A 16,680-nucleotide genomic window follows, 5' to 3' on the forward strand; every position below is an offset into this window, starting at 1 on the left:
TTACACTGCCCGCATCGATGTCGCTGCGAGCGTCGCGCATGTTCCCGCTGTCACGCATGTCTTACGTCCGCTATCCGCTCGCGACCGCGCTGCTGTCGATGCCGGGCGTCGCGTTCGCCTCCGGTGCGGGCCTGGACTTCACCGCGCACTGGGCCGGGTATGCGGCCATCGCGGTGTTCGTCGGCGCCTACCTGCTGGTGATCGCGGAGGAGTACACGCAGCTGCGCAAATCGCAGCCGGTGATGCTGGCGGCGGGCGCCATCTGGACCATTCTGGCGATCGCTTCCGCGCAGCAGGGCCAGTCCGAACTCGCCCACCATGCGGTGCGCGACTATCTGCTCGAATTCGCCGAACTGCTGCTGTTCCTGCTTGCGGCGATGACCTACGTCAACGCGATGAGCGAGCGCCATCTCTTCGAAGCGCTGCGCGTGCGGCTGCTGCGGCGCGGGTTCGGCTATCGTGCGCTGTTCTGGGTCACCGGTGGTTTGGCCTTCGCGCTGTCGCCGCTGATCGACAATCTCACCACAGCGCTGGTGATGTGTGCGGTGGTGCTGGCGGTGGGGCGCGACAGTCCGAAGTTCGTGGCGATGGCCTGCATCAACATCGTCGTCGCCGCCAATGCCGGCGGTGCGTTCACGCCGTTCGGCGACATCACCACGCTGATGGTGTGGCAGAGCGGTCGGGTCGAATTCTGGACGTTCTTCGCGCTGTTCCTGCCGGCGCTGGTGAACTGGCTGGTGCCGGCGGTCTGCATGCACTTCGCGGTGCCTACCGGCGCGCCGGAAGCGACCACCGACGAGGTGTCGCCCAAGCGCGGCGCGGGCGCGATCGTCGCATTGTTCGCGGTCACCATCGCGCTGGCGGTCGGCTTCCACCAGTTCCTGCATCTGCCGCCGTTCATGGGCATGATGACCGGATTGGCGCTGCTGAAACTCTACGGTTGGCGGCTCTCGCGCACCGCGCGCAAGATCGAAGCCGACGAATTCGACCGTCAGGGCGCGCCCGGCGATGTCGATGCCTTCGACAGTTACGAACAGGTCGCGCGCGCCGAATGGGACACGCTGCTGTTCTTCTTCGGCGTGATCATGTGCGTGGGCGCGCTCGGATATTGCGGTTATCTCGCGCTGGGCTCGCAGTATTTCTACGGCGAGCTGGGCGCGACCAGAGCCAATATCCTGATCGGCCTGATGTCGGCGGTCCTCGACAATATCCCGATGATGGTCGCGGTGCTGCAGATGGATCCCGACATGAGCGTGGGCCAGTGGCTGTTGGTGACGTTGACCGCAGGCGTCGGCGGCAGCCTGCTGTCGATCGGTTCCGCCGCGGGCGTCGCGCTGATGGGCCAGGCGCGCGGGCAGTACACGTTCTTCAGCCACCTCAAATGGACGTGGGCGATCGCGTTGGGTTACGCCGCGAGCATCGCGGTGCATATCGCAGTGAACGCAAGGTATTTCTGATGAAGACCGCACTCGTGTTCGGCGCCAGCGGGCAGATCGGTCTGCCGCTGCTCGATCGCCTGCGCGACGACGGCTGGCGCGTGTACGCGGTGTCGCGCAGCGCGCACCCTGAGCAACCCGGGCTGACCTGGTTGCAGGGCGATCTGGCGCGCGTGGAAGGGTTGCCTCGACACTCGCATGCGATCTTCAGCTGCGGCCCGCTCGATCTGTTCGCACAGTGGTATGCGCGCACCGAGGTGGAATCGCCGCGCGTCGTCGCGTTCGGTTCGACCAGCATCGACGTGAAGCGCGGTTCCGCGGACGCCGAGGAGCGCGAGTTGGCCGGGCGGCTGCGCGAAGGCGAGCGCGTGCTGTTCGAAGTCGGATCGAAACGCGGCGTCGCGGTGACGATCCTGCGGCCGACCTTGGTCTACGGCGTGGGCCGCGACCGCAATCTGCACCGTATCGCGCAGGTCGCGCGCCGTTTCGGCCGGGTCGTGCTGCCGCGCGATGCCAATGGCCTGCGCCAGCCGGTGCATGTGCACGATCTGGCCGATGCCGCGTTCCGCTGCATCGACGCCGAGGCATCGTTCGGTCGCAGCTATGCGCTGCCCGGCGGCGAAACGCTGACCTATCGCGAGATGGTGGCCAGAGTGCTGGCGGCGCTGTCGCCGCCGCCGAGGCTGCACGAGGTGACTTCGCCGGTGTTCAATGTGGTCCTTGCGGCTGCGCATGCGGCGGGTTTTGCGCTGGATTTCAACGAGGCGGCGGTGGCGCGGATGCGCAGCGATCTGGTGTTCGATCCGGCGGATGCGCAGCGCGATTTCGGTTATTCACCGCGGGGTTTCAGGCCGAATGCGGCGATGTTTCCGGTGTAGGAATAATCAGGGTTTCTGTTGGCTTTGAATTCGCTCATGGTTTTTTCGTGATTGATGTCTGAATTTTCGGGGCGCAGCCGACGTCTGTTATGGGTAAAGCCTGGAGCCTTTTTCGCGCTGGTGCGCGAGTTACTTTCTTTGGCGCAAAGAAAGTAACCAAAGAAAACACCTCAAGTCCAATTCAAACCTACGATCTGAGGCGAAGCCGGGATTTTCCGATGAGACATCCTTGTCTCATCGGAAAACGATGCACATCCTGTGCATCGCCCTCCGGGTCTCCAATCAGGGGATAGCGTGCCGTGTCTGCAAGATTATCGGGACGTTGCCCTCTGTTGGCATCCAAGCAGTAGTTCCGCCGCTTGCTTTCGTTTTCATGCATCGCAGCTGCAGCATGTCGTGATGTCGTCCGCTCGTTGTCAAAATTCCAACAATCCGCATCGTCCCATTGATGTCCAGACCGTGGCGTCGTCGGACTAGGTTGCAGACCCGGAGGGCGGCGCACAGGACGTGCGCCGTTTTTCGATGAGGCAGGACGCCTCATCGAAAAATCCCGGCTTCGCTTCAGCTGGCAGTTTAGAATTGGACCTGAATGCTTTCTTTGGTTACTTTCTTTGCGCCAAAGAAAGTAACTCGCGCACCAGCGCGAAAAAGGCTCCAGGCTTTACCCATAACAGACATCGGCTGCGCCCCGAAAATTCAGTCGGAAATCACAAGCTGGTTCCAGTCGCCGCACCGAAGGTCATGCGCAAAGTCATGACCCACACGAGTTCGCAAAGCGCCGAAATAACAACGCCGCCGATCAGAGCTGGAAATCGCCCGGATTGGTCTTCACGTTCTGCTTGAAGCTCAGCACCGAAACGAACACCCGTGTCTGATCGTGCAGCAGGAATTCGAAACCGATCGGCTGGCCGGCCGACGAAAACCACGCCAGCCCACTCGTCACGCCGCTGCCCCAGGTCTTCGGCGTGAAGCGCGCGCCGCTGATCTTGCTGCCCTTCGACAACACCAGATCCTTCGGGGCGCTGAAGCGCAGCAGTTCGCCGGCGGATCCGAGCAGCGCGATCGCGAGCGGATCGGTGATCTTGTCTGCGGCGTCCTTGCCGGAGATACCGGTGGCCAGATCGAGCCAATTCACGATGCCGGCTTGCGCCACCGCACGGAATTCGTCCTTCGCGCCGGGGTGCAGCACGAGACGGAAACGATCCGGGCGCTCGAACAACAGCGTCGCGGGATAGCGCTGCGGCGCGCCGACCTTGCCGTACTTGTCCGGCGGTGCGTACAGATCGACGGAGACATTGAGCGCACCGCTGTAGGTGGTCTTGTCGAAGGTGTAGAGCTGGCTGGTGGCGGAGGCTGCGTGCGCGGACAGCGCGGAACCCAGGGTCAGCGTCACTGCGAGTGCGATGCAGGAGAGCGATCGAATCATGTTCATGGCGGCATCTCGTGGAAAGTGGGAGGAAGGTGGTGTGGATCAGAGGCCGTGTCCGGAACGGGCGGTCATGGTTCGCGTCGGTGCGAAGGCCTGCGCGATGCGACGCGGCGGGAGTGATCTTCAGGCCACAGCGTCATGTGACGAATGTCAGCGACAAGACATCCGTGCCAGCGTGCGCAGCGGCGGTGGCGGTACGTTGTTGTCCATCGTGCCCGTCGAGTCGCAACGCGTGCCGGGAGCCGGGCTGACAGGCCTGACTTCAACCGTGCGCGCGTTTTCGACGCTGGTGGGCACGCCGGGCATCGCGTTCAGACATTCGCCGGGCGACATCGTCTGCGTGAACGATGTGCCATCCGCGCCGCCGGACAAGGTCACGACCACGGCCACCGAATTGACGTTGCACAGATCGGTGAGTCGCAGGTTCGACGAGAATTGCGGCGGACCGGGCAATGGCTGCGAGCTGTTGACCGGCGCGCTCCCTGCGCACATGCCGCCGTGGACCAACTCCTGGTTGACTGTGGCGATGCGCCTGGCGATTCTCGTCTGGTTGAGGCTTTCTCGTTGCAGGAAGACGCGACCCTCGGGCTGGATTTCGGCGGTCGGCACCAGCACGCTGTCGCGGTCTGGGTCGAACAGCACGCTCACCTGTTCCGCGTCGGGTGCAGTGAAACTCACGTTGCCGGTGTAGTTCGTGATCGATTGCGCCGGAAACGCTGCGGGCGTGCTGCTGAGGGCGACGGTCGGAAAGAAACTCGCGCAGCTGGCATCGGGCGGACACACGTCGGTGCCGAGGAAATCGACGGAGGCGGTGAGCGTATCGCCGGGGCAATAGTTGTTCGGCTCCAGGCGGGCATATCCAGGCCCCGTCAGATTCCCGCGGTGGATGATGCAGCCTGTGGCGACCACGACCGAGCAGATGGCGATCATCGGGATGCGGAACCAGTGGCTTTGAAGGATGTGCATGCGGTTGCCCTGTTGATGAGTGCGGTTGTTCGAAAATGCGTACAAACAGCTAACACGTCGAAACAATGCGCCACAGGTCATCGAAATGATGTTCGTCCGATCAGGATGTTCTGCCCGATCGAATCCAATACCGTATCGCTGCTGCATGCAGCGAACGTTTGCGCTTCGGCGAAGGACAAGACGCGGGCCGCATCGCGACGCCCGCGTGATCGCGCATGGAGATGTCGCCGTGTTCCGCTCAGGCGCAGCCTCTGCGCGCCAGCGTCCGCAGCGGCGGTGGCGGCGTGCTGGGGCCGGTCGCGCTGCAGCGTGTCGAAGGATCCGCGACCAGCGATCTGACTTCGACGACAGTGGACGCGTTGATGCCCGCAGGCACGCCCGGCATGCCGGTATTCAGGCATTCGCGCGGCGCCAATGTCTGCGTGTACGTCGTGCCCGGCGCGCTGCCGCTGAGCGTCACCGACACCGGCACGCCGTTGATGTTGCACAGCTCGGCCAAGCGCAGATTCGGCGAACGCCGGGGGTCGCCGTTCAAGTTGGCCGGTGCGTTCACCGGCGTCGAACCGTCGCACATGCCGGCATGCTGCAGTTCGGTTTCGCTCGATCCGGTGATCCGCCGGATCGTCTGCGCCTGGGTGCGCGGAACGCTGCGCGAAACGTTCACTACGCGTCCTTCTGCATCGGTGCGGCTGGTCAGTACCAGTACCGCGTCGCGATCGATGCCGTAGTTCAAGGTGACGACATCGGCGGCCGGAACGAAATCGACGCCGCCCACGTAATTGCGGATCGACTGTGGCGGGAACGATTCCGGCGTACTCGTCATGGTCACGGTCGGAAACTGCATCTCGCAGGCGGTGGCGTCGCGACAGGTTTCGCTGCCCAGGTAATCGAAGCTGGCGCGGACCGTGTCGCCGGGACAGAATTCCGACGGCGTCGCGTTCGCGATGCTCGGCAGCGGACTGCGTTCGAGGCGGCAGCCGTTGGCGACCACGACCGCGCAAGCGGCGATCGTGCAGTAGCGGAAGAGTTTGCTGTGGGGCGTGCGCATGTCCAACTCCGGGGGAATGGATGCCGATCCATCGGCCTTGATGAGGAAACCTCACCCGAAGTCACGTAAGCGGTCCGGTGAACCGGACACCCGCCGCGCGGCGATGACGCCGAACGTCATGCATGTCAGTGCGTCGACAGGGCCTTCGCACGGGCGCGCAGCGCGATGACCAGCACGCCGCCGAGCACCATCGCACCGCCGATCCACAGCTGCGGACCCGGGCGGTCGCCCCAGACCAGGATGCCCAACGCCACGGCGAACACCGGCGTCAGCAGCAGATACGGCATGACCGTGGCCACCGGATGACGCTGGACGAGGCGATAGAACACGCTGTGTCCGATCAGCGATGCGAAGACCGCCGAGTAGAGCGCCGCGCCCCAACTGCTCCAGTGCGCATCGCGCAGCGCGGCGAAGCCGTCGGGCTCGATCAGCGCGCTGATGATCAGCAGCGGTGCGATGCCGATCAGCGCAGTCCAGCCCTGCAGGTTCAATGCGTCGATCCCGCTCAGGCCGCGCATGAACACCGTTCCCAACGCGATCAGGAAGGCCGCCAACAGCATCATCGCCAGCGACGCAGGGTGATCCAGCACCAGCGGATCGAAGCCCAGCACCAGCACGCCGGCGAAGCTCAGCGCGATCGCCGAACCGGTGCGCCATGCGAAGCGTTCGCCCAGCAGCCACCACGCCAGCAGCACCGACATCGGGATATAGCTCTGCATCACGATCGCGGGCGAGGAGAGATCGCCGGCCATGCGCAACGCCCACAGGCTGGTGCCGAAATGCAGCGCGCCGTTGAGCAGCGCCACCGCGATCAGCCGTGGCCACTGCGCGCGCGGTGGCAGTCTGACGAATGCGCACAGCAACACCGCGAGCATGCCCATCCGCAGCGCGCTGAACAGGAACGGCGGAATCTCGCGCAGCGCATGCGCGGAGGTCAGGAAATTGCCGGCCCAGACGGTGCAGATCAACAGCGCCAGCGCAATGTCGCGCCGGCCGAAGTGGCGCTCAGGCATCGTCACGCATTCGCGGCCTGCGCATCGGGCCGTTCGGCATCAGAATTTCCAGCCGAGCTTGCGATAGGCCTTGCCGAGCACCCAGGCCGGTCCGATCAGCAGGTACACCACATCGGTGAAGAAGCTCGGCTTCTTGCCTTCGATCTTGTGGCCGATGAACTGCGCGATCCACGCCAGCACGAACACCGCGATCGCGACCTGCAGCATCCGCGTGCCGCCCAGAGTCGCGTACAGCCAGCGGTTGAACCACAGCATCGCGATCAGCACCGCGAGCATGCCGAAGCCGAGCGGACGCGAGGCGCGGTAATAGAACATCCACGCGAAGAACGCGGCGATCGCGGCCCAGAACCCTGCGCTGAACCACGTGCCCGGCACCGGAATGCACCACAGCAGCGCGGTCACCGTCCACAGGATCGTCGGTACGGCGATGACGTGGATCTTCTGGTTGGTCGGGTTGATGTGATCCGACGAGTATTTGTCGAACCAGCGGTCGATGGGGCGTTCGAGGTGCGCTTCAGTTCCGGTATTCGCATTCATCGCAATGTCCTCGAAGTGTTTGTCGATGTGGTGTCGTGGAATGATCGCGTCAATCGACGCTGATGCCCGCCAACCGCTGCAACGCTTCCGCATATTTGGCGCGGGTGCGATCGATCACGTCCTGCGGCAGGCGCGGGCCCGGTGCGGTCTTGTTCCAGTCCAGCGTTTCCAGATGGTCGCGGACGAACTGCTTGTCGTAGCTCGGCGGACTGATGCCGACTTCGTATTCGTCGGCGGGCCAGTAGCGCGACGAATCCGGGGTCAGCATTTCGTCCATCACGTACAGGCGGCCGTCGGCGTCGGTGCCGAATTCGAATTTGGTGTCGGCCAGCAGGATGCCGCGCTGTGCGGCGTAGGCGGCGGCGTAGCGGTAGAGGCGCAGGGTCGCGTCGCGCACCTGTTCGGCCAGCTCGGCGCCGACGGTTTTCACCATCGTATCGAAATCGATGTTCTCGTCGTGGTCGCCGACGGCGGCCTTGGTCGAGGGCGTGAAGATCGGTTCCTGCAACTGTTCCGCCTGACGCAGTCCGTTCGGAAGCGTGATGCCGCTGACCCGGCCGGTGCGCTGGTAGTCCTTCCAACCGCTGCCGATCAGATAGCCGCGGGCGATGGCTTCCACCGGCACCGGCTTGAGTTTCTTCGTCACCACCGCGCGCCTGGCGTACAGCGCGGCGTCCACGCCGGCCGGCAGCACGCTGGCGACGTCGATATCGGTCAGATGGTTGGGCAGGATGTGCGCGGTCTTGTCGAACCAGAAGTTGCTGATCTGGCAAAGCATCTCGCCCTTGCCGGGAATCGGGTCGGGCAGCACCACATCGAACGCGCTGAGCCGGTCGGTGGCCACCATCAGCAACAGCGGGCCTTGGTCGCGCGCTTCGGCAGGCAGTCTGTCCGGCGCGAGATCGAAGACATCGCGGACCTTGCCGCGATGGCGCAGGGTCAGGCCGGGCAGGTCGGATTCGAGCAGAGTGGTCGCCACGCGCAGTCCATCGGAAGCGGTCGGGCCGCCTAGTGTAAGGCCGTGCGGCCCGGGATGACGGCCCCTGCCGAGCGGTTTCGCGGACGCTCGTCTCATCGGTCGGGACCTGTAAACTGGCCGCCATGACGCGCTGGTACGGAAAAGCATTGGGATTCATCGCGGGCTGGCTGCTGCTGCGGCATCCGGCGGGCGGCCTGCTCGGCCTGCTGCTGGGTCACGCCTTCGATGCCGACTGGTTCAAGAGCAACCGCGACACGCCCTACCGCGTGCTGGGCGTGACCGAGGATGCCTCCGACGCCGAAGTCGAACAGGCCTATCGGCGGCTGATCAGCCAATATCACCCCGACAAGCTGGTGGGCGTGGCGGATGAGCTGCGGCGCTTGGCGGAAGAGAAGGCGAGTGAGATCAACGGCGCCTACGATCGCATCCAGACCCTGCGCCGCGCACGCTGAAGAAATACGGGGCCGCCGCCGAAGCGGCGATCCCGTGCGCATACCGATCCGTGCTGCGGATCAGAAGCGATAAGTCGCGGTGAGGCGCACGCTGTCCAGATCGAAGTCGTCGTCGCTGCGGCGGAAGTCGGTGCCGTTCGGGTTCTGGCGGATGAAGGGATTGGTGGCCGGCGCCGGACCCTGTGCGCGCACGCGGTATCCGTCGTCGCTCAGCTGGGTGCGGATGTATTCCACGCCCACCGCGAACGCGCCGATCCGGCGCTCGTAGCCGATACCGATCTGAGCGCCGGAAGCGTTGCCGTCGCCGTTGTTGCTGAAGGTGTTGACGCCGTTGCTGGTCAGGAACGTGTTCTCGATCCTGGCGCGTGCGTAGCCACCGGTGACATACACCAGGTTCTCGCCGCTGTCGCCGAACGCGGCGCCGACGCGGGCGCGGATCGCGGCCATGCCGTCGACCTTGCGGAGCATGGTGTAGCGCGCCGGAGTGGTGCTGAATGACGAGACGGCATCGCGCGCGTCGTCCATGCCGTATTCGCCGACCACGCCCACCACCCAGTTGCCGAATTGCCAGTCGTAGCCGCCGCGAAGACCCCAGTCGGCGCCGCCGCTGTTGCTTTCACAGCCGGCGGCCGGGGTCGCGCCGCGCGCCACGCCGTTGCACGAGCCGGGCGAGAACGCATCGGCATTCGCAGCGGTGGTCACGGTGTCGCCGAATTGGCCGTCGAGGTTGGTGTCGAACAGGAACCGGTCGGAACCGTCGTCGGGATCCATGATCTGGCCGACGAAACCGCCGATGTAGCCACCGGTCCATTCGTCGGAAGATTGCGCCAGCGCCGGCTGTGCGGCAGAGGCGGTGAGCAGAGCGAGGATGACGGGGGCGTGCTTGGGCAGGGTCATTGGGTTTCTCCTTGGGGGATCGTGCGGGCGGCGTAATCCGCCCATCCGTGCGACGCGACCAGTCTCCGGCGGGTGCGCGCTCGTCATGGAATACGGGCGCCTGCCGGATCCGGATGCACCCGGCGGGAATGCCCGGCGTGAACCACGGATATGAACATCCGGTCCGGCGCGTACATCCGCGCTTGGCCCGTCCCCTTGCGGAGGCGACAATGACCGCTTGCCCGCCCGAGCTCCGCCCCATGCAATCCACTGTCATCGCCCCATCCATCCTGTCCGCCAACTTCGCGAAGCTCGGCGAGGAGGTCGATGCGGTCCTCGCGGCCGGCGCCGATTGGGTGCATTTCGACGTGATGGACAACCATTACGTGCCCAATCTCACCATCGGGCCGTTGGTCTGCGAGGCGCTGCGCAAACACGGGGTGACCGCGCCGATCGATGTGCATCTGATGGTGGAGCCGGTGGATCGGCTGGTGCCGGATTTCGCCAAGGCCGGCGCGTCGCTGATCAGCTTCCATCCCGAAGCCAGCCGCCACGTGCACCGCACCATTCAACTCATCAAGTCGCAGGGCTGCCAGGCCGGCGTGGTGTTGAATCCGGCGACGCCGGTCGAGGTGTTGGATTACGTGCTGGACGAGCTCGATCTGGTGCTGCTGATGTCGGTGAACCCGGGTTTCGGCGGCCAGAGCTTCATTCCATCTGCGCTGGATAAATTGCGTGCGGTGCGCCAGCGCATCGACGCGGTGACGGCGCGGACCGGCAAGCTGATCCGCCTCGAAATCGACGGCGGCGTGAAGCCCGACAATATCGCCGGGATCGCGCAGGCCGGTGCGGATACCTTCGTCGCGGGGTCGGCGATTTTCGGTCAGCGCGATTACGCTGCGGTGGTCGCGCAGATGAAGGCGGCGGTCGCTGCCGTACGCCGCGCGTGAACCAACCCGGTGGGACCCACGCCACGATCGGCACACACGCGGTCTGGCTGATCCTCAACGGCAAACAGGCGCACGACGCCGAGGTGAGGCTGGCCGTCGCCGCGATGCGCGAACGCGGCGTGTCGCTGGCGGTCCGCGTCACCTGGGAAGCGGGAGACGCGGCGCGCTTCGTCGACGAAGCCATCGCCGCCAACGCGCGCACCGTGATCGCCGGCGGTGGCGACGGCTCGCTGCGAGAGGTCGCGGCGGCGCTGGCGCAGCGCGATGCGCCCGCCGATGCGCTGCCGTCGCTGGCGGTGCTGTCCCTGGGGACCGCCAATGATTTCGCCACCGCAGCGGGGATTCCCGTCGATGCCGAAGCAGCGCTCGATCTGGCCTGCACGTCGATGGCGCAGCCGGTGGATCTGCTGCGCATCGATGCCGATGGCGAGCAGCAATGGTGCATCAATCTGGCGTCCGGCGGTTTCGGTACCACCGTCACCACCGAGACCGGGGAAGGCCTGAAGAAGATGCTGGGCGGTCTGGCTTACGTGGTCAGCGGCTTGGCGCGCATCGGCAGCGTCGAACCCATCCGCGCGCGTTTCGAAGCCGTGGATTTCGCATGGGCGGGCGATTTCATCGCGCTGGGCATCGGCAACGGCCGCCAGGCCGGAGGTGGCCAGGTCCTGTGCCCGCAGGCGTGCATCGACGACGGCCTGTTGGATGTCACCCTGGTGCCGACGATCGAAGGCGAATTCGCCGCCACCATCGGCACGCTGATTGCCGAAGGCAAGCAGGCCGCGCTGGAACGCGTGTCGACGCAAGTGCGGTCGCCGTGGCTGCGGATCGCCGCCGACCCACCGCTCACCCTCAACCTGGACGGCGAGCCCGTCGCAGCGCGCGCGTTCCGGATCGAATGCATCCCCGGACGCCTGCGGATGCATCTGCCTGCCGGCTGCGTGCTGCTGACCGCGCATGCCGAGCCGGGCTGAGTGGCGCGCGGCCATACACGTGAGCGCCATGCCTTCGGCGCAGAAAGAAAACGCCGGCAAGCCGGCGTTTTCCAGGAAGGATCGGAGGCAATCCCGCCTCCTTCGTTCGTCCCTGCGATGGCCTTCGATTCTCCGCCGCGCCGATGACCGCGCGGTGACAGCAGGCGGTCGTTTCCATGTCGTCCTGCGCCCGAGGGTGCGGCAGCGGGCCGAAATCGCTAGCATGTGGAGGAACATGAACGAGACCACCGATCATCATCGCCCGGCCGCAACACCCGCCGTGAGCGCGAACGGGCGATGGCGCCGCTGAGCCGGCCCGCCATCCTCCCGCATCGTTTCATTCAAGGATTTTCCGCGTGATCTCGTTCGAACAGTTCCAGCAATACGCCGACGACGGCCATACCCTGATTCCCGTGGTGCGCGAGGTGCTGTCCGACCTCGATACGCCGCTCTCGGTCTATCTCAAGCTGGCCGATGGCCCGTACACCTATCTGTTCGAATCGGTCGAAGGCGGCGAGCGCTTCGGCCGCTACTCGATCATCGGCCTGCCCGCGCATCGCGTGTACGCGTTCGCCGGGCATACGCTGTACGTCACCCAGTTGGGCGATTTGATGGAGGCGCGTGAGGTCGAAGACCCGCTGGCCGAAGTCGAACGCCTGCGCACCGCACAGAAGATTCCGCGCCTCGCGGGCCTGCCCGGTTTCACCGGCGGTCTGGTCGGCTGGTTCGGTTTCGAATGCATCGAATACATCGAACCGCGACTGCGCGGCGGCGGCGTGCATCCGGACCGCCGTGACGAACTGGGCACGCCCGATATCCTGTTGATGGAAAGCCGCGAGGTCGCGGTGTTCGACAACCTCAAGGGCCGACTGTATCTCATCGTCCACGCAGACCCGCGCGAACCGCAGGCCTGGGCGCGCGCGAACCGGCGGCTGGATGCGCTCACCTATCGTCTGCGCCAGGGCGGCGCCGGGTATCCGGAAACCCTGGATTCGACCGGCCTGAGCGAAGCGGATTTCGTCTCCGGCTTCACCCGCGAAGGTTTCATCGCCGCGGTCGAGAAATCGAAGGAATACATCCGTGCCGGCGACATTTTCCAGGTCGTGCTCAGCCAGCGGCTGTCGGTGCCGTTCCGCGCGCGCCCGGTCGATGTCTATCGCGCGCTGCGCGCGCTCAATCCGTCGCCGTACATGTATTTCCTCGATGTCGGCGGCACCCAGGTGGTGGGCTCGTCGCCGGAAATCCTGGTGCGCCTGGAGGACGGAAAAGTCACGGTGCGCCCGATCGCCGGCACCCGCCCGCGCGGCAAGACGCCCGAAGCGGACGCCGCGCTGGAAGCGGAATTGCTGGCCGATCCCAAAGAGCGCGCCGAACACCTGATGTTGATCGATCTGGGCCGCAACGATGTCGGTCGGGTCAGCGAGCCGGGCACGGTGGAAGTGGGCGATCGCTTCGTGATCGAGCGCTACAGCCACGTCATGCATATCGTCAGCGAAGTCACCGGCCGGTTGAAGGAAGGCCTGAACTACGCCGACGTGCTGCGCGCGACCTTTCCGGCCGGCACCGTCAGTGGTGCGCCGAAGATCCGCGCGCTGGAAGTCATCCGGGAACTTGAGCCGGTGAAGCGCAACGTCTACGCCGGCAGCATCGGTTACATCAGCTGGCACGGCGACGCCGACACCGCCATCGCGATCCGCACCGCCGTGATCCAGGACGGCAAACTGCACGTGCAGGCCGGCGCGGGCATCGTCTACGACTCCGACCCGCAGAAAGAGTGGGAAGAAACCATGAACAAGGGCCGCGCGCTGTTCCGAGCGGTGGAAGAGGCGGCGCGGGGGTTGTAGGCGCCTGTCCACGCGTTTTCTGGATTCGCGAACAGAAAACCATGCACCGGCCCTGAGCGCCGCGCGGACCCACGATCAGAGCGTGCGAGCCCCCCGGCTCATGCCTGGTTGCCCGGCGTCCTGCTGTTGCGGAGATTGTGTCGTCGCGAGCGATTGCTGGTGGCTTTCGATCGACGCCAGGCTCTGCTCGAAGGGCCGCTCGCGGCCTTCCGCGATCCCGACCGCGACCCGGTTGACCCATGGCATCGTCGGGTCCTTGCCTTCGATCGGGATCACCGACTTGCCGTCGGTGCTGGCCACGACCAGATCGATGGTCTTCAGCCCGCCGCGCGTCGCGCGATCGGCGACGGCAGCGCTGAGGTTGTCGCGGTCGCGCGTTTCTTCGATGCCGAGTCCGTGCCACAGCGGCGCGAGGCGACTGTTGGCCTGTCGCAACAGATCGGATCCGGCGCCGCTTTTTGAATCGGGCGCATCCTTCGGCATGGCTTCGCCGGCAGCGGTTCCCGGCTTGGACGGCGCGATCGCGGGCTTGGGCATCAGCTTGTCTGTTTCGATCTTCACCCGCCCGTTGTCGCTGGTGTCGTAGAAGACGCCCGGGGGCTTGATTTGATTGAGCAGGGGCGCAAGCTGCTCGCGATCGAGACCGAGGCGTTTCAGGTCGATCAGCACCTCGGACTTGTTGCCCGCATCGCGCTCGACCTGCAATATCTGCTTGATGACATCAGCGCCACTCTTGTTCTGGTAACTGACCAGAACGTCGCTGTAGTTGTATTGCCGGCGTTCGTAGAATGACGTTTCAAGCGTCCGCTGGTTCGTCTCGCTCACGGGCAGCAATCCGTTGCCGGAAGGATCCAAAGACAGGCCCGGCCTCAATTTCCAGGCATCCTTCGAACCGGCGGGCGCAGGCTCGAAGAAATCGTTCCTTTCGCGAGCAGGCATCTTCTCCGCGACCGCATTCGGCGTTCGCATGTTCTTGTCGAGCGTCAGCGCGATCGCATTGTAGAATCCGAATTGTGCCTTTGTTTCACTGGGCTTGATCTCGGCCAGTCGGCTCTGCGCCACGCCCGTGTAGTCGTGTTCTCGATCTGGGCTGCTGAGAACGTCCCCGCGTTCGCGGATGTACTTCGCGAAGCGGACTTGGGATCCTTCCCTGTCCTGGGAATGTTCTTTCTCGTGGCCGATCGTGCCGACAAGCTTGTAGAAAGCGACACTTTGCCCTTCAGCGCTGTAGGCCCAGACGGGATGGACACTCAGGGTCTTTTGGGATGGGCTGTAAGTGCCGGCGTTGGTATCGCTGATCGGCGAAAGATCGAATTTCTCGATCCGTCCTTCGCTGATTTTATTGACGATATCCGCGCGCAGCTCGCTCGATGATTCGATCGCGCGCTCGAGGTTGTTGCGCATCCTGGCGGCGATCGCCTGCCGTTCCTGCTCGGTGTCCTGCCTGGGCGGAAGCGACTTCGATTCGAGCTCCTTGTTGAAGCTCTTGATCAGGTTCTCGTCGGCGGCAAGCCGCTTCTGGAAGTCGTCGAGAAGCGTGTCAAGCGGGTCGCGTTGTTTTGGTGTCGCCGGGTCGCCAGGGACGGTCCTGTCGCCGTCCTTCATGCGCTCTGCGGGCGTGGACATGGTCGCGTCCCTCCATTTTTTCCCTCTTGTTTCATGCCGACTGAAGGCTGTCAAGACGTCGCCGACATCCGGCGCGGATGATTTGCGTGCCTGCGATTGCCGCAGCGCTCAACTGGAAGCCAACCGGCCTGCATTCCGGTCTGCGATCCTGCTCGCCGATCCGTTTGCCTGCTTTCGGGCAAGGCGTTTCATGAGGGCTTTCAGCAGCGTGGGCTTTCGGCCGTGCGGATGCGGCGTGTCCTGGCGCAAAAAGAAAACGCCCCGCATCGAGCGGGGCGTTCCGTGTTGCGATCGGCAAAGGATTTTCGCCGTACGGTCACATCGCCTGGCTGCGCTGCGGCTGCGGCGTTTCCGCTGTCGCGACCTTCGCGCTTTCCGGCATCTCCTCAAGCGTTTTGGACGCGGGCTGCAGTTTCGCGGTATCGACATCCACGGCGGTGCGCTTGGCCTGATCGGTGGACGGGTCGCCCTGGAAGGCGATGATGCTGCCGTTGCTGCCTTTCACCGCGCCGCTGATTTCGGTCATCCCGGCCTTGTCCGCCTGCGCCGCCATCGTTGCCGCCACGTTGCGCAGCTCCTGTCCGCCGACGCCGCTGTCCAGCTTTTCCAGCGCTGCCATCGCCTGGCCGTAGAGTGCGGGTTCCGGTTTCGGTGCGCCTGCGGTTTCCGGTGCGCCCGCGGAAACATCGATCGGTTTTTTCGGACTGGTGTCGGTGTATTTCAGCCCGGTGTCCATCAGCGACTTGTCCAGGCCGATGTCCTTGAGGTTCAACTGCACTTCGGGCGCGACCGCTTTGGGATCGAGCTTCCTGGCGTCGGCCAGCGCCTGCTTTTCGGTGTCGTTGATGACGTTGACCGCCCACTCGCCGTAGTAGTTCGGGTAGTCCTGGTTGCCTTTGGCGCCGAGGCCCGCCGAACTCGGCGGCTGGTCGAAATAGTACTTGCCCATCGCCTTGACGTTCTCGGGAGAGTCCCTGAGCGTCATGTCGGATTCCATCGTCAGTCCCGGCTTCAGCGCGTAGGTGAACGCGGGCGCTTTGCCGCCGCGATCGATGAAGTCCTCCATCCGGCCGGGATGCGCGTTGTAAAGCTCCTTCAGGCCGGCGGCGGGATTGTCCTTCATCACCTGCGAAGAGATCGCGTTGAAACCGCCGATGTGCGCGCCGGCTTCGTCCTCGCGATAGTTCTGGATCAGGGTTTTCACCGTCGCGGTGTAATCGTGCGGACCGGGACCCTTGGCGATCTTGTCGACATCGCTGACGAATTTGTCGGTCGCCTTGTCGCTGGCGGTGCTGTTGAACGAGTGCTGGATCTCGTGACCCATCACGAACACCAGCTCGGCGGCGGAGGCCTTGTTCTTGCCCGCTTTGTTCAGCTCGTCCAGCGGCAGGCTGATGGCCTTGTCGTCGGGGCTGTAGCTGCCTCCGGCGTGCTCGCCCTTGGGGAGCAGCTCGAATTTCTCGAGGTGGCCCTTGGACACGGAATCGACGATGCGGGCTTTCAGATCCGGCGAATGCTCGAGCAGTTCGCGCAGGTTCTTGCCCGGGGTCTGGGTCTTGGTGTCGTTGGCGGTCTCGAAATCGGTGAGGATCTTCTCGAGCTTGGTTTCCGCCGCCAGCTTGGCTTCGGCCATTTTTTTCAGGACGTCGTCGGGAACTGCTGCCATGGTCGTATC

At 64.7% G+C, this 16,680-nt stretch carries 15 protein-coding genes; 6 read left to right on the top strand and 9 right to left on the bottom strand.

Going from position 1 to position 16,680, the window contains the following annotated elements; all coding sequences use genetic code 11:
* Positions 1-17: 17 nt before the first annotated feature.
* Together nhaD and HOP03_09595 are read left to right on the top strand one after the other, a co-directional pair.
* Positions 18-1,457, top strand: coding sequence for a sodium:proton antiporter NhaD (gene nhaD / locus HOP03_09590; GenBank protein ID NOT88425.1), 1,440 nt, complete (start codon positions 18-20; stop codon positions 1,455-1,457).
* Positions 1,457-2,314 carry an NAD-dependent epimerase/dehydratase family protein gene (locus HOP03_09595; GenBank protein NOT88426.1) on the top strand — a complete coding sequence of 286 codons (858 nt, stop codon included), beginning with the start codon at positions 1,457-1,459 and terminating at the stop codon, positions 2,312-2,314. The genes nhaD and HOP03_09595 overlap by 1 nt, the downstream gene beginning before the upstream one ends.
* A gap of 799 nt (positions 2,315-3,113) precedes the next feature.
* Here the strand turns inward: HOP03_09595 and HOP03_09600 are convergent.
* The 6 genes from HOP03_09600 to HOP03_09625 form a co-directional block, all read right to left on the bottom strand.
* On the bottom strand, positions 3,114-3,746 hold the full coding sequence (locus HOP03_09600) for a hypothetical protein (protein NOT88427.1): 633 nt from the start codon (positions 3,744-3,746) through the stop codon (positions 3,114-3,116).
* Positions 3,747-3,893: 147 nt separating this feature from the next.
* Positions 3,894-4,709 (bottom strand): hypothetical protein, encoded by an 816-nt coding sequence (locus HOP03_09605; GenBank protein ID NOT88428.1) that lies wholly within the window; start codon positions 4,707-4,709, stop codon positions 3,894-3,896.
* Between the two features lie 238 nt (positions 4,710-4,947).
* Complete coding sequence (locus tag HOP03_09610) at positions 4,948-5,757, bottom strand: hypothetical protein (protein NOT88429.1); 810 nt, start codon at positions 5,755-5,757, stop codon at positions 4,948-4,950.
* Between the two features lie 125 nt (positions 5,758-5,882).
* Positions 5,883-6,770 (bottom strand): DMT family transporter, encoded by an 888-nt coding sequence (locus HOP03_09615; GenBank protein NOT88430.1) that lies wholly within the window; start codon positions 6,768-6,770, stop codon positions 5,883-5,885.
* A gap of 39 nt (positions 6,771-6,809) precedes the next feature.
* Positions 6,810-7,307 carry a DUF962 domain-containing protein gene (locus HOP03_09620; GenBank protein ID NOT88431.1) on the bottom strand — a complete coding sequence of 166 codons (498 nt, stop codon included), beginning with the start codon at positions 7,305-7,307 and terminating at the stop codon, positions 6,810-6,812.
* Between the two features lie 49 nt (positions 7,308-7,356).
* Entirely contained in the window at positions 7,357-8,286 is a 930-nt protein-coding gene (locus HOP03_09625; protein NOT88432.1) for a phosphoribosylaminoimidazolesuccinocarboxamide synthase, read from the bottom strand.
* A gap of 122 nt (positions 8,287-8,408) precedes the next feature.
* Between HOP03_09625 and HOP03_09630 the strand changes: the two genes are divergently transcribed.
* The gene (locus HOP03_09630) at positions 8,409-8,738 is read left to right on the top strand and encodes a DnaJ domain-containing protein (GenBank protein NOT88433.1); all 330 of its coding nucleotides are present in this window, start codon (positions 8,409-8,411) and stop codon (positions 8,736-8,738) included.
* A 60-nt stretch (positions 8,739-8,798) separates the two neighbouring features.
* Here HOP03_09630 and HOP03_09635 read toward each other — a convergent pair whose 3' ends face one another.
* Entirely contained in the window at positions 8,799-9,635 is an 837-nt protein-coding gene (locus HOP03_09635) for an outer membrane beta-barrel protein (GenBank protein NOT88434.1), read from the bottom strand.
* Between the two features lie 239 nt (positions 9,636-9,874).
* Between HOP03_09635 and HOP03_09640 the strand changes: the two genes are divergently transcribed.
* The 3 genes from HOP03_09640 to HOP03_09650 all read left to right on the top strand — a co-directional run bounded on the left by HOP03_09640 (position 9,875) and on the right by HOP03_09650 (position 13,379).
* Positions 9,875-10,564, top strand: a complete 690-nt coding sequence (locus HOP03_09640) for a ribulose-phosphate 3-epimerase (protein ID NOT88435.1) — start codon at positions 9,875-9,877, stop codon at positions 10,562-10,564.
* Positions 10,565-10,590: 26 nt separating this feature from the next.
* Positions 10,591-11,535, top strand: coding sequence for a lipid kinase YegS (gene yegS, locus HOP03_09645; protein NOT88436.1), 945 nt, complete (start codon positions 10,591-10,593; stop codon positions 11,533-11,535).
* A gap of 356 nt (positions 11,536-11,891) precedes the next feature.
* Positions 11,892-13,379: an anthranilate synthase component I gene (locus HOP03_09650; GenBank protein NOT88437.1), complete on the top strand. Its 1,488-nt coding sequence runs from the start codon at positions 11,892-11,894 to the stop codon at positions 13,377-13,379.
* A 75-nt stretch (positions 13,380-13,454) separates the two neighbouring features.
* Here the strand turns inward: HOP03_09650 and HOP03_09655 are convergent, their stop codons facing one another.
* A complete protein-coding gene (locus tag HOP03_09655; protein ID NOT88438.1) occupies positions 13,455-15,005 on the bottom strand; it encodes a hypothetical protein in 1,551 nt (516 codons plus the stop codon).
* Positions 15,006-15,321: 316 nt separating this feature from the next.
* Positions 15,322-16,671, bottom strand: coding sequence for a hypothetical protein (locus tag HOP03_09660; protein NOT88439.1), 1,350 nt, complete (start codon positions 16,669-16,671; stop codon positions 15,322-15,324).
* Positions 16,672-16,680: the final 9 nt, after the last annotated feature.

This window comes from Lysobacter sp. (assembly GCA_013141175.1).
GTDB lineage: Bacteria > Pseudomonadota > Gammaproteobacteria > Xanthomonadales > Xanthomonadaceae > Lysobacter_I.

What these genes read in the sequence shown, in the direction of transcription:
- nhaD (NOT88425.1), top strand. Translation starts at nt 18, where the DNA reads ATGTCGCTGCGAGCGTCGCGCATGTTCCCGCTGTCACGCATGTCTTAC.
- HOP03_09595 (NOT88426.1), top strand. Translation starts at nt 1,457, where the DNA reads ATGAAGACCGCACTCGTGTTCGGCGCCAGCGGGCAGATCGGTCTGCCG.
- HOP03_09600 (NOT88427.1), bottom strand. Translation starts at nt 3,746, where the DNA reads ATGAACATGATTCGATCGCTCTCCTGCATCGCACTCGCAGTGACGCTG.
- HOP03_09605 (NOT88428.1), bottom strand. Translation starts at nt 4,709, where the DNA reads ATGCACATCCTTCAAAGCCACTGGTTCCGCATCCCGATGATCGCCATC.
- HOP03_09610 (NOT88429.1), bottom strand. Translation starts at nt 5,757, where the DNA reads ATGCGCACGCCCCACAGCAAACTCTTCCGCTACTGCACGATCGCCGCT.
- HOP03_09615 (NOT88430.1), bottom strand. Translation starts at nt 6,770, where the DNA reads ATGCCTGAGCGCCACTTCGGCCGGCGCGACATTGCGCTGGCGCTGTTG.
- HOP03_09620 (NOT88431.1), bottom strand. Translation starts at nt 7,307, where the DNA reads ATGAATGCGAATACCGGAACTGAAGCGCACCTCGAACGCCCCATCGAC.
- HOP03_09630 (NOT88433.1), top strand. Translation starts at nt 8,409, where the DNA reads ATGACGCGCTGGTACGGAAAAGCATTGGGATTCATCGCGGGCTGGCTG.
- HOP03_09635 (NOT88434.1), bottom strand. Translation starts at nt 9,635, where the DNA reads ATGACCCTGCCCAAGCACGCCCCCGTCATCCTCGCTCTGCTCACCGCC.
- HOP03_09640 (NOT88435.1), top strand. Translation starts at nt 9,875, where the DNA reads ATGCAATCCACTGTCATCGCCCCATCCATCCTGTCCGCCAACTTCGCG.
- HOP03_09655 (NOT88438.1), bottom strand. Translation starts at nt 15,005, where the DNA reads ATGTCCACGCCCGCAGAGCGCATGAAGGACGGCGACAGGACCGTCCCT.
- HOP03_09660 (NOT88439.1), bottom strand. Translation starts at nt 16,671, where the DNA reads ATGGCAGCAGTTCCCGACGACGTCCTGAAAAAAATGGCCGAAGCCAAG.